10 protein-coding genes and 5 pseudogenes are annotated in these 11,729 nt (G+C 65.1%); 10 read left to right on the top strand and 5 right to left on the bottom strand.

The window, feature by feature from the left end; genetic code table 11:
• The first annotated feature begins 10 nt into the window (after positions 1-10).
• The 6 genes and pseudogenes from ACPFMJ_RS12860 (at position 11) to ACPFMJ_RS12835 (ending at position 4,692) form a co-directional block, all read left to right on the top strand.
• On the top strand, positions 11-1,393 hold the full coding sequence (locus ACPFMJ_RS12860; protein WP_424360401.1) for a sensor histidine kinase: 1,383 nt from the start codon (positions 11-13) through the stop codon (positions 1,391-1,393).
• Positions 1,377-1,748 (top strand): response regulator, encoded by a 372-nt coding sequence (locus ACPFMJ_RS12855; RefSeq protein ID WP_424360400.1) that lies wholly within the window; start codon positions 1,377-1,379, stop codon positions 1,746-1,748. The genes ACPFMJ_RS12860 and ACPFMJ_RS12855 overlap by 17 nt, the downstream gene beginning before the upstream one ends.
• A gap of 43 nt (positions 1,749-1,791) precedes the next feature.
• Positions 1,792-2,109: pseudogene (locus tag ACPFMJ_RS12850) on the top strand (GIY-YIG nuclease family protein); the annotation flags it as partial.
• 127 nt (positions 2,110-2,236) lie between these two features.
• Positions 2,237-2,835 (top strand): annotated as a pseudogene (locus tag ACPFMJ_RS12845) (ATP phosphoribosyltransferase regulatory subunit); the annotation flags it as partial.
• A gap of 86 nt (positions 2,836-2,921) precedes the next feature.
• Positions 2,922-3,632: pseudogene (locus tag ACPFMJ_RS12840) on the top strand (ATP phosphoribosyltransferase regulatory subunit); the annotation flags it as partial.
• Between the two features lie 238 nt (positions 3,633-3,870).
• Positions 3,871-4,692: a universal stress protein gene (locus ACPFMJ_RS12835; RefSeq protein WP_424360399.1), complete on the top strand. Its 822-nt coding sequence runs from the start codon at positions 3,871-3,873 to the stop codon at positions 4,690-4,692.
• A 117-nt stretch (positions 4,693-4,809) separates the two neighbouring features.
• On the opposite strand, the gene ACPFMJ_RS12830 is transcribed toward ACPFMJ_RS12835, so the two are convergent.
• Together ACPFMJ_RS12830 and ACPFMJ_RS12825 are read right to left on the bottom strand one after the other, a co-directional pair.
• Positions 4,810-5,313 (bottom strand): META domain-containing protein, encoded by a 504-nt coding sequence (locus tag ACPFMJ_RS12830; RefSeq protein WP_424360398.1) that lies wholly within the window; start codon positions 5,311-5,313, stop codon positions 4,810-4,812.
• Between the two features lie 97 nt (positions 5,314-5,410).
• Positions 5,411-6,405: pseudogene (locus ACPFMJ_RS12825) on the bottom strand (2-hydroxyacid dehydrogenase).
• Positions 6,406-6,653: 248 nt separating this feature from the next.
• Here ACPFMJ_RS12825 and ACPFMJ_RS12820 point away from each other — a divergent pair.
• A complete protein-coding gene (locus tag ACPFMJ_RS12820; RefSeq protein ID WP_424360397.1) occupies positions 6,654-7,181 on the top strand; it encodes an SH3 domain-containing protein in 528 nt (175 codons plus the stop codon).
• 28 nt (positions 7,182-7,209) lie between these two features.
• Here the strand turns inward: ACPFMJ_RS12820 and ACPFMJ_RS12815 are convergent, their stop codons facing one another.
• The 3 genes from ACPFMJ_RS12815 to irrA form a co-directional block, all read right to left on the bottom strand.
• Positions 7,210-7,569, bottom strand: a complete 360-nt coding sequence (locus ACPFMJ_RS12815) for a response regulator (RefSeq protein ID WP_424360396.1) — start codon at positions 7,567-7,569, stop codon at positions 7,210-7,212.
• Entirely contained in the window at positions 7,566-8,549 is a 984-nt protein-coding gene (locus ACPFMJ_RS12810; RefSeq protein WP_424360395.1) for a sensor histidine kinase, read from the bottom strand. The genes ACPFMJ_RS12815 and ACPFMJ_RS12810 overlap by 4 nt, the downstream gene beginning before the upstream one ends.
• A gap of 130 nt (positions 8,550-8,679) precedes the next feature.
• Positions 8,680-9,144, bottom strand: coding sequence for an iron response transcriptional regulator IrrA (gene irrA / locus ACPFMJ_RS12805; protein WP_424360394.1), 465 nt, complete (start codon positions 9,142-9,144; stop codon positions 8,680-8,682).
• A 285-nt stretch (positions 9,145-9,429) separates the two neighbouring features.
• On the opposite strand from irrA, the gene fabA reads away from it, so the two are divergent.
• The 3 genes and pseudogenes from fabA to ACPFMJ_RS12790 all read left to right on the top strand — a co-directional run bounded on the left by fabA (position 9,430) and on the right by ACPFMJ_RS12790 (position 11,711).
• Complete coding sequence (gene fabA / locus ACPFMJ_RS12800; RefSeq protein ID WP_424360393.1) at positions 9,430-9,948, top strand: 3-hydroxyacyl-[acyl-carrier-protein] dehydratase FabA; 519 nt, start codon at positions 9,430-9,432, stop codon at positions 9,946-9,948.
• Positions 9,949-10,128: 180 nt separating this feature from the next.
• Positions 10,129-11,350, top strand: a pseudogene (gene fabB / locus ACPFMJ_RS12795) (beta-ketoacyl-ACP synthase I).
• Positions 11,343-11,711, top strand: coding sequence for a hypothetical protein (locus ACPFMJ_RS12790; RefSeq protein WP_424360392.1), 369 nt, complete (start codon positions 11,343-11,345; stop codon positions 11,709-11,711). Before fabB ends, ACPFMJ_RS12790 begins: the two are co-directional and overlap by 8 nt.
• Positions 11,712-11,729 lie beyond the last annotated feature (18 nt).

The following is an 11,729-nucleotide window of genomic DNA, read 5'->3' as shown; positions in this document are numbered from 1 at the left end:
GGCGGCTGTCATGCCAGACGTGTTGCTCGAACACTCACTCACCCATGCGATTGTTGAAACCATCGCTGAGCCGCTGCTGGTCCTCGATTCCGCTTTCAACGTGATCGGGGCCAACCCCGCCTTTTATCGTCACTTCGAGGTGGAGCCGGCCGAAACTCTGGATCGAAGCGTCTATTCGCTCGGCAACGGCCAGTGGAACATGCCTGCGTTACGCCACCTGCTGGGCGACGTGTTGAACAAGGATCACAGGATCAGCGAGTTCCGGGTCGAACACATGTTTCAGTCGATCGGCAAGCGGATCATGCTCCTGAACGCCAGCCTCATGTGCCGTGGGGGAGAGGGCGACACGATACTTCTCGCCATCGACGACATAACGGAAGCCGAGAGTCTGCGCTTTGCCCTCGAAGGACAGGTCGATTTCGACGACAAATTGATCGACAGCATTCGAGAAGGAATCCTGATCCTGGGCTGGGACTTGCGCATTCACCGCGCAAATTTGAGTTTCTACGAGCAGTTTCGCGTCGAAAAAAGTGAAACCGAGGGCCGGTTCATCTGGGAGCTTGGCAACGGCCAGTGGGACATTCCCGAACTGCGCAGGCTCCTGGAAACCATTCTGCCCGACGAGAACGTCTTCGACGACTTCATGATCGAACATAATTTCGAGACGATCGGGCTGCGCACCATGCTCCTCAATGGTCGCCGGCTGGACCACACCAATCTCATCCTTCTCGCCATTCGCGACATTACGCAGCAGCGCCAGCAGGAGTTCCGGCAGAAAGCGCTGATGGGCGAGCTGCAGCATCGCGTGAAGAACATTCTCGGCAAAGTGCGTTCGATGGCCGTCCAGACAAGAAAGCGTCATCGCAACCTGGATGCGTTCTTCGAGGCTTTCGACGGGCGCCTGGCGGCGCTGGCCAGAACGCAGGAATGGCTGGTGACGACGCCCTCGGGCGCCGTCGAGCTTCGGGAAATCGTGATCGGGGAGCTGGAGGCCGGCGGCGCGGAGCTTGGCGTGAACTTCACGGCCGATGGCCCCGTTGTTTGTCTGTCGCCGCGCGACGCGCAGACAATGGGCATGACGATCCATGAATTGACGACCAACGCCGCCAAATACGGCGCCCTGAAAGTCGAAAAGGGGCGAATAGAGATTGGCTGGAGCGTAAAGCGGAAGGAAGGCGGGGACCACCTGATATTCTGCTGGCGGGAATATGGTGTGAAGATCGAAAACTTCGCTCCCGTTAGAGGGTTCGGGACCGAAGTGATCGAGCGGAGCCTCGCTTACATGCTGGGCGGGAGCGCGCGGCTTACCTTCACGCCCGACGGCGCGGACTATCGACTTGAGTTTCCCTTGCCTCAATCCAACTCGGGGAAGCAATATGGGCCAGTTGCTTAAGGGCCACCGCATCCTGGTCGTCGAGGACAATTTCATCATGGCGCTCGATCTCAGCCAGATGGTCGAAGAGCTCGGCGGGGCGGTGGTCGGTCCGGCCGGGCGCCTCGAGGAAGGCATGGCGCTGGCGGAGTCGAATGAAATCGATGGCGCCATCCTGGACGTAAACCTGGACGGCGCGAATACATTTCCACTGGCGGATGGGCTGTTGGCGAGCGACGTCCCCGTGATTTTCGCCACCGGCTACGACATGTCGATGATACCGGATCGCTTTACGCAAACGCCGAAGCTTTCAAAGCCGTTCGACCTCCGTTCAGTTGAAAGAGCCATGCAAAAAGCATTTTTGGGGCGCTCGTGAGATCCGCTCTGTTAGAGCCAGTGAGGCGTTCCAGCCGTTCAAAATGAAGACATTGCGTTTCCACGCCGCCGCCGACGGGGTTCCGGCGGGCCCCGGCGCCTACGCCTTGTGGCTGCGGCTCGCGGCGCCGCTCGCCGTGAGGGTCGGCCGGGGCCGAGGGACGCTGGAAGCCGGAGACTACCTTTATTGCGGCTCCGCCAACGGTCCCGGCGGCCTGCGCGCGCGTCTCGCCCGACATATGCGCAAGGAAAAGCGCGCGCAATGGCATGTGGACCAGCTCACCGCGGCAGGAGAAGTCCTGGGGGCCTTCATCGTCGAGGGCGGGAGCGAATGCGCCCTCAACGCGGCCCTTTCCGACCTTCCGGCCCCGCTGCCGGGGTTCGGCAGCTCGGACTGCCCGCGCTGCGTTTCGCATCTGCGATATTTTCCGCCCCGCGCGCGGCTTCCTTCGCCTTGGGAAAATGCTAGGAAGGCGGCGGCTCGACGTCATCCGCTCGGTCTACGAGCGCTCTACGGCTTCGAGGCGCTCGAGACCCCGGCATCGAATATACCGACGCGCTCGGCAAGTTCCTGCCCGATCAGGACCGCCCGAACGCGGGCGTCTTCTCGTTCCAGGACGACGACGAGCAATGGATCTCCTGCGCTACGATCTCACCGCGCCGCTTGCGCGCTATGTCGCGCAGAACTTCCGCATCCCCAAGCCCTATCGCTCCTATCGCTGCGGTCCGGTGTTCCGCAACGAGAAGCCGGGGCCGGGGCGCTTCCGCCAGTTCATGCAGTTCGACGCCGATACCGTCGGCGCGGCCTCGCCCGCCGCCGACGCGGAAATCTGCATGATGGCCGCCGGACGCGCTGGAAGCACTCGGCGTCGCGCGCGGCGACTACAAGATCAAGATCAACAGCCGCAAGGTGCTGGACGGCGTGATGGAGGCGATCGGCGTCGGCGGCGAGGAGAACGCCGCGCGCCGCCTCGTCGTGCTGCGCGCCATCGACAAGCTCGACCGTCTCGGTATCGACGGCGTGCGTCAGTTGCTCGGCAAGGGCCGCAAGGATGAGAGCGGCGATTTCACCAAAGGCGCCGGGCTGGCGCTCCCCGCCATCGACACCATCCTCTCCTTCAGCCTCGGCGGCCAGTACAAGGACGGCAAGCCGCAATTCGATTTGTTTGGCCTTCTGGGCAAGAGCGATATCGGCGCGCAGGGCGCCGAGGAACTGCTGCAGATCGAGGACCTCGCGCGCGACGCCGGCTATGGCCCCGACCGCATCCGCATCGACCCTTCCGTGGTGCGCGGGCTCGAATATTACACCGGCCCCGTCTTCGAGGCCGACCTCACCTTTGAGACGCGCGACGAAAAGGGCCATCCAGTGCGGTTCGGCTCGGTCGGCGGCGGCGGGCGCTATGACGGGCTCGTGGGCCGTTTCCGCCCGGAGAACACGCCGGCGACCGGCTTCTCCATCGGCGTCTCGCGCCTCTTCGCCGCGCTGAAGCTCGTCAGCAGCCCCATCGTCACGGCGCGGCCGCATGTCGGCCCCGTGGTCGTGCTGGTGCTCGACAAGGACCGGCTCGCCGATTATCAGCGCATGGTCGCGCAGCTCCGCGCCGCCGGCGTCGCAGCCGAACTCTATCTCGGCGCGGCGGGCATGAAGGCGCAGATGAAATATGCGGACCGGCGCCGCGCCCCGCTCGCGATCATCCAGGGCTCGGACGAAAAGGCGAGGGGCGAAATTCAGATCAAGGACCTCGTCGCCGGCGCAAGGGCCGCGGCCGAGATCGCGACGAACGAGGAATGGAAGGCGGCGCGTCCGGCGCAGTTTTCCGCGCCCGAGGCCGATCTCGTCGCCGAGGTGCAAAAGGCGCTGGCGGCGCAGCGGCAGCAAGCCTGAGATTATCGACAATGAAGGGCCCCCAATCCTGAGGAGCGGGCAAAGCTCGCGTCTCGAAGGACGAGGGAGCCCGTCTCGTTAGCCGGCGGCCTTTCCCTCGTGCGTCGAGACGCTCCTCGGCATGGGGGAAGGAGATCCTGCCGTCTTCTCTTAAACCTTCATCTGCGACATCCGCCGGCCTAGGCGCGCCTCCCTCGGCGATATAGGTTCAGGTCATAGAGAACGAGGGAGATGCGCAATGATCGGCGAGCCGCCCAAATCCATCGTCCATCCGACGGACCTCTCATTCGCGAGCCAGGACGCCTTCGCCCATGCCTTGCGCATCGCGATCGCGACCAAGGGCCTGCTGCATCTCCTGCATATCGAGGATGCGGAGGAGCAGGACGCGGACGACTGGGAGCGTTTCCCGCATGTGCGCGAAATGCTCGCGCGCTGGCGCATGATCCCGCCCGCCGCCTCGCGCGCCGAGGTCGCCGAATCGCTCGGCGTCAAATTCGTGAAGGCTTCGGTCGAATCGGCTTCGCCGGTTCATGGCGTCGCCTCCTATGTCACCAAGCACCTTTGCGACCTCATGGTGCTGATGACGCATAACCGTACCGGTCTCGAGCGCTGGCTGGAGGATTCGATTGCGGAGGAAGCGGCGCGCGAGACGCGCACGCCCGCGCTTTTCCTGCGCGAGGACCAGACCGGTTTCGTCGACCGCGAGACGGGCAAGGTGTCGCTCAACACCGTGCTGATGCCGGTAGAGGCGAGCGTGCCGCCGCTCGACGCCTTCCGCCACATCGCCGATTTCGCCCATGCGATGAACCCGGCCGCCGACGTCATGCTGCTGCATATTGGCGACGATCTGCCGATCTTCGACGGGCTGCTGCCGCATATCGAATTGCGCAAGGGGCCGGTGATCGAGACGATTCTGTCTTACGCGAGGGAGATCGGCGCCGATCTCATCGCAATGCCGACGCAGGGCCGCCGCGGCCTGCTCGACGCGCTGCGCGGCTCGACGACCGAGCGCGTGCTGCATGAGAGCCCGTGCCCGGTTTACGCGGTGCCGGCGAAGTAAAGGCCCCCTCCCCAGCCCTCCCCCGCTTGCGGGAGAGGGAGTAGAGCGTGGCCTTCATTAAGGATGCAGATCGTGAATGTCCCTCTCCCGCAAGCGGGGGAGGGACAGGGAGGGGCCTTAAAGCGACCGCTGGAACTTCAGCACGCCGCCCTTGAAGCCGCGGAAGATCAAATCGTCGCCCTTCACGTCCCAATAGGGGCCGGAGAGCAGGACGGCCCAATAGTCGCGCTCGATGCCCGCCAGCGCGCCGTCGCAGCCGCGTTCGCTGACCGCCGGCATGGCCTTGGGGCCGAGGCGGTCGGGGCCGATCACGAAGACGCCCGACCAGTTCTTGCAGCCCGAAAAGCCGTTGGCGCGGCCCGTCGAATCAATGTTGATCCACATCTCGACCGGCGGCGCCTTGCCGTTGATCTCGACGAGATTGAAGTTGCGGTTGTGCGGGAAGGGGACGTAGCGCGGAATGCCCGTGCCCGAGTCCTTGTTGGGTCCGGCTTCGCCGCCCTGCTGCTGCTCCTGGGCCTGGCCTTCTTCGGCGGGCTTGGCGCGCTTCTTGGCGTCGGCCGGACCGGCGATCGTCGCGGCGCAAAGGGCGACGACGAGGAGCGAGAAAAGTCGGTTCATTTGGCGTTCTCCCTCGAGCGCGTTTCGCTCGGCGAAAAACGCGCCGGTTCCCCGGCGCGCCCGTGGCGGCGGGGAAGCTACGGCGCGTCGAGGATGATTACAACATGCTCGGCAGCACGCGGTCCGGCGGGCGGTGCCCGTCCATGAAGGTCTTGATGTTGATGATGACCTTCTCGCCCATATCGACGCGGCCCTCGATCGTGGCCGAGCCCATATGCGGCAGAAGCGTGACCTTGCCCGCCTGGGCGAGCTTCAGGAGTTTCGGCGACACCGCCGGCTCGTGCTCGAAGACGTCGAGGCCGGCGCCAGAGATTTCATTCGCCTCCAGCATGCGGACGAGCGCGTTCTCGTCGACGATCTCGCCGCGGCGGTGTTCACGAGAATGGCGTGCGGGCGCAGATGCTTCAGGCGGCGCGCCGACAGCAGATGATAGGTCGCGGGGGTGTGCGGGCAGTGGATCGACACGATGTCGACGCGCGCCAGCATCTGGTCGAGCGACTCCCAATAGGTCGCCTCCAGGCTCTCCTCGATCTCGACCGGCACGCGGCGGCGGTTGTGATAATGGATCGAGAGGCCGAAGGCGTTGGCGCGGCGGGCGAGCGCCTGGCCGATGCGGCCCATGCCGACAATGCCGAGCCGCTTGCCGGTGATGCGGTGGCCTAGCATCCAGGTCGGCGACCAGCCAGACCAGTTGCCCTCGGGAATCGCGCGGGCGCCCTCGACGAGGCGGCGCGCCACCGAGAGAATCAGCGCCATGGTCATGTCCGCCGTGTCCTCGGTCAGAACGCCCGGCGTGTTGGTGACGGTGATGGAGCGGCCGAGCGCCGAGGCGACGTCGATATTGTCGACGCCGTTGCCGAAATTGGCGATGAGCCTCATCTGTTCGCCGGCCTGCGCGATGAGGCTCGAATCGATCCGGTCGGTGATGGTCGGCACGAGCACCTCGGCCGTGCGCATCGCCTCCGCCAGCTCGTCATGGCTCATCGGCTTGTCGCTCTCGTTCAGCCGCGTGTCGAAGAGCTCGCACATGCGGGTCTCGATCACTTCCGGCAGACGGCGCGTCACGACAACGAGCGGCTTCTTTTTCGGCATCTTGCGCTTCGTCCTCTCGGCTCGCTCGCCGGGTTGCTGCGTGGCGAAAACTCAAAAACTTCGTTACAAGCGTTTTAGACCGCGACGTTCGAGCCGGCCAGAGGGCCGACGCCTCGCAAACGACGCGGCGCTGCGCCTGCTTCAACCCGGTCTTAACGACGGCAGGCGACAAAACAACGATGCCGCCCGGCGCTGTTTCGTTCCTAGCAGATGACGGGCCAAAGACAAGACGAGCGATCATTCCCATCATGCGGCGACAGGATAGCGAAACTTTGACAGGCTTTTGCGCGGCGCTCGGCCTTTTTGCCTTGTTGTTCGCCACGGCGGCGCAGGCGCAGGAGCCGCAGAAGGGGCCGGTGAGCAATCTGCCCATTCCGCGATATGTCAGCCTCAAATCCGACCGCGTGAACGTGCGCGAGGGACCGAGCAAGGAGCATCCGACCGTCTGGATCTACCAGCGCGCCGGTCTGCCCGTGGAGATCACCGCCGAGTTCGAGACCTGGCGCAAGATCCGCGATTCGGAGGGCTCGGAGGGTTGGGTGCTGCATTCGCTGCTCTCGGGCCGGCGCACGGCGCTCGTCGCGCCCTGGAAAAAAGAGCCGCAGATCCTCACGGCGGGCGACCATGCGACGGCGGTCGCGAAACTGGGGCCGGGCGTCGTCGGCAATCTGCGCGGTTGCGACGGCAAATGGTGCCGCCTCGTGGGGCCGGGCTTCGACGGCTACATGGCGCAGGAGAATCTCTGGGGCGTCTATCCAGGCGAGAAGGTGGAGTAGCCTGGCGCGAGGTTGATCGAGGCGCGGCCTAGGCGAGGCGCGCTTTCAGCGTGTCGAGACAGGTCGCGAGCGTCGCCTTGCTGAAGGGCTTCGTCACGACCGGGGCGGCGGCGTGCGCGGCGAGCACGCCCTGCGCGCCATAGCCCGTCACGAAGGCGAAGGGCTTGTTGCGCCGCTCAAGCACCCCCGGCAGGACATGGGCCTTCTGCCCGTTCAGATTCACGTCGAGAAAGGCGAGGTCGAAATCGCCATTCGTCGCCATTTCGAGCGCCTGCTGCACATTCCCGGCGACGCCGAAGACGCAGCATTCCAGTTCTTCGAGAAACATTTCGAGCGCCATGGCGATGACGGCCTCGTCTTCCACGATGAGCACGCGCGGGCCGCTCATCTCAGCACCTCCGCGCAGAGCGGCGCGGCGATGTCGCAGCGCAATCCGCTCGGCGGATAGGTCAGGCTGACCTCGCCGCCGGCGTCGGCGGCGAGCGTGCGTTCGATCAGCCGCGTCCCGAAGCCTTTCCGCGTCGGCGGTTCGATGGCGGGACCGCCATATTCGCGCCATGAGAAGCGAAGCTGCGGGGCGGTGCGGGCGCTGTCGACGCGCCAGGAGATCGCAACCCGGCCGTCCTGCGAAAGGGCGCCGTATTTGACGGCGTTGGTGCAGAGTTCGTGCAGCGTCATGGCGAGCGCAGCGGCGATTCGCGGCGAGAGATCCACCTCGGGCCCCTCGACGTCGAAATTGGCCTCGCCGGCCGGCGCGACGGCGGTTCGCACCAGCTCCCGGATCTGGGCGCGCGTCCAGCTCTCCTGCGTGAGAATGTCGTGGACCGCGGAGAGGGCGAGCAGCCGGTTCTCGAACAGCTCCGCCGCATCGGGCTTCATTTCGCGCAAGGAGTGCACCGCGATGGAATGAATGGTCGCCAGCGTGTTTTTGACCCGGTGGTTGAGCTCGTTGACGAGAAGCTGCAGACGTTCGCGCTGGCGCTCCTGCTCGGTGACGTCGGTGTTGGTGCCGTACCAGCCGACGATGGCGCCGCTCTCCCGCAGCGGCTCGATTCGCGTCAGAAAGGGCCGGAAGGCGCCGTCTTTTCCCTTGAGGGGAAAGATCATCTCGAAGGGTTCGCCATGCGCGATGGCGTGCATCCAGCGTTCGAGCATATTGGGAAGGATATCGGGATGGTGCACGGACTGCCATCCCCAGCCCGCCATCTCCTCCGGCGTTGTGCCGGTATATTCGTACCAGCGGCGATTGTACCAGAGAATCCACCCGTCGGGGCGGGCCATCCAGGCCATGTTGGGAATCGAATTGGCGAGCGCTTTGAACTGCGCATAGGTGATTTCGGGATCGTTTCGCCCCGGCCGCTCAGCCATCGACTTCCCCCGCGCGTCCCCGCCTTTTGGCGGCGTCAGCCCGCGCGCCCGACCGCTTTCGAGGGCGAGCTTCGCGTCTTCAATGGGGAACTGGCGTCGGGGCGAAAGCCGTCAAGCCTGATCGGCGCCTTCAGTCGTCCCGGCGCAGCCGCACCACCACGTCGATGCGATCGATCCGCATTCCCTTGGGCGGGGTGGGCAGGTCGGCGACGGTCACGCGCGCGCCGGGAATGTCGTGCAGCTCGCCGTCTTCCTCGACGAGGAAGTGATGGTGATCGCTGACATTGGTGTCGAAATAGACCCGAGCGCCGTCTACCGCGATCTCGCGCAGCAGGCCGGCGTCCGTGAACTGATGGAGCGTGTTGTAAACGGTCGCGAGGGAGACGGAGAGATTCGCGGCCACCGCCTCGTCGAAGAGGCGCTCCGCCGTCACATGGCGGTCGCAGCCCTGAAAGAGCAGTTCGCCGAGCGCGAGGCGCTGGCGAGTGGGGCGCAGTCCGGCCGCGACCAGCACGTCATGCACGGGTTTGCGGCGCGCTGGAAGGTCGGGAGAGAGCGGGCGGTTGGCGAAAGCGTCCATTGGCGGGCGGCTCATGAGACTCTCGGATTTCTTTGACCTATACCAAAAAAACCCGGAAACCTCAACTTCCGGGCGCTTTCGCGCGCCGTTCAAGTCGGAGAGCGGGAACGGGCCCGGCGGAAAGCAGGCGCTTCCGGCGCGCCCCGGCCTATGTTACGGATCGTGAGCCCCATAAAATGCGGCCGTGGCCCAACTGGTTCGCGGACGGCCGAAAACAAGCGGGCCGCGCCCTTCTTCGACAATGAGAGCGGCGCGACGGGAGAACAGGGCTGTTCAAGCTCAAGCGGAGGCGTAAATCACATGAGCGAGAGGCGCTCGTCATACGGCTATGAGGATTTGTTGGCCTGCGGCCGCGAAGAGCTGTTCGGCCCCGGCAATGCGCAGCTGCCGCTCCCGCCGATGCTGATGTTCGACCGCATCACGGAAATTTTCGAGGACGGCGGCGAGCACGGCAAGGGCTATATGCGCGCCGAGCTCGACGTGAAGCCGAGCCTCTGGTTCTTCGACTGCCACTTCAAGGGCAACCCTGTCATGCCCGGCTGTCTCGGCCTAGACGCGCTCTGGCAGATGGTCGGCTTCTACATCGCCTGGCTCGGCAATCCCGGCCGCGGCATGGCGCTCGGCGTCGGCGAGGTGAAGTTCTCCGGCCAGGTGCGCCCGCACACCAAGCTCGTCACCTATGGCATCGACTTCACGCGCGTGCGCACCGGCAAGCTGGTGATCGGCCTCGCCGACGGCTGGGTCGCGGCGGACGGCCAGCGCATCTACGAGGCGAAGGACCTCAAGGTCTGCCTCGCGCCGGCGACTCCCGCTGAGTAAGCCGGTCCCTCGAGGCGCGAGCCTTGCTCGCCCATCGAGGATGCGGTTGGGATCAAGTTGAAGGGGCGCCCGCCGTTTTTCTCACCCTGAGGAGGCGGCGCAGCCGCCGTCTCGAAGGGCGCGGAAAACAAGCCCACACCGATGAGAAGCGGCTGGAAGGCCGCCGCAGGGGAGAGAAAGATGAGACGAGTCGTCGTCACCGGCATGGGCATCGTGTCGTCTATCGGCAATACGACGCAGGAAGTGGTCGCGTCGCTGCGCGAGGCGAAGCCCGGCATCGTTCGCTCGGAGAAATACGCCGAACTCGGCTTCCGATCGCAGGTCTACGGCCTGCCGACGCTCGATCCCTCGACCGTCGTCGACCGCCGCGCCATGCGCTTCCACGCGACCGGCACGGCCTGGAACCATGTCGCCATGGATCAGGCGATCCGCGACGCCGGTCTCACCGAGGCTGAAATCTCCAACGAGCGCACCGGCATCATCATGGGCTCGGGCGGCCCGTCGACGAAGACCATCGTCGAGGCGGCGGACATCACCCGCACCAAGGGCCCCAAGCGCGTCGGCCCCTTCGCCGTTCCGAAATGCATGTCCTCGACGGCCTCAGCGACCCTCGCGGTCTGGTTCAAGATCAAGGGCGTGAACTATTCGATCTCCTCGGCCTGCGCGACGTCAAACCACTGCATCGGCAACGCCTATGAGATGATCCAGCACGGCAAGCAGGACATGATGTTCGCCGGCGGCTGCGAAGAACTGGAGTGGGAGCTCTCCGTCCTCTTCGACGCCATGGGCGCGATGTCCTCCGCCTATAACGATCGCCCGGCGACGGCCTCGCGCGCCTATGACAAGAACCGCGACGGCTTCGTGATCGCCGGCGGTGCGGGCGTGCTCGTGCTCGAAGAATATGAGCACGCACGCGCGTGGCGCGAAGATTTATGCAGAGGTCGCGGGCTATGGCGCGACCTCGGACGGCTACGACATGGTCGCGCCCTCGGGCGAAGGCGCTGTGCGCTGCATGCAGCAGGCGCTCTCCACCGTGAAATGCCCGATCGACTACATTAACCCGCACGCCACCGCGACGCCGGTCGGCGACGCCAAGGAGATCGAGGCGCTGCGGGTCGTTTTCGGAACGGGCTACAAATGCCCGCCGATCGCCGCGACGAAGTCGCTCACCGGCCATTCGCTCGGCGCGACCGGCGTGCAGGAGGCGATTTATTCCCTGCTGATGATGCAGAACGGCTTCATCTGCGAGAGCGCCAATATCGAGGAGCTCGATCCGGATTTCGCCGACATGCCGATCGTCCGCCAGCGCCGGGACAATGTGAAGCTCGGCGCCGTGCTCTCGAACTCCTTCGGCTTCGGCGGCACCAATGCGACGCTGATCTTCAAGCATCCGGATGCGTGAGGGCCTTCTGGCCGGCGCCGCGGTTTTCGCCGCGGCGCCCGCCCTCGCCGCGCCCGACTTCGCCGGCCGCTATGCGCAGCCGGCGAAATTCTATTCCGAGACGGCCGTCATCTCGCGCCTTCCCGATGGCGATTACAGCGTAACCATCGATCTCGACTTCAGGGGCTGCCGGGGCAGGGTCGAGGCGAGGGGGCGCGTGGAGGGGAACAGCCTCATCGCCACGGCGCAAAAGGACGGCAAGGAAAGTTGCCGGCTGGAGATCAAGCAAGAGCCGCCCGGCATTCATGTTTTCGAGGAAAACTGCGCGCGGAATCGCGACGCGGGCTGCGAGTTTTCCTCATTTTTGAGGAAGCGGCCTTGATCCGGGCGGTGGCGCTCG

This window comes from Methylocystis parvus, from assembly GCF_049675845.1.
Taxonomy (GTDB): domain Bacteria; phylum Pseudomonadota; class Alphaproteobacteria; order Rhizobiales; family Beijerinckiaceae; genus Methylocystis; species Methylocystis parvus_A.
Note: the sequence above shows the minus strand (reverse complement) of the source record. Positions and strands in the feature narration are given on the sequence as shown.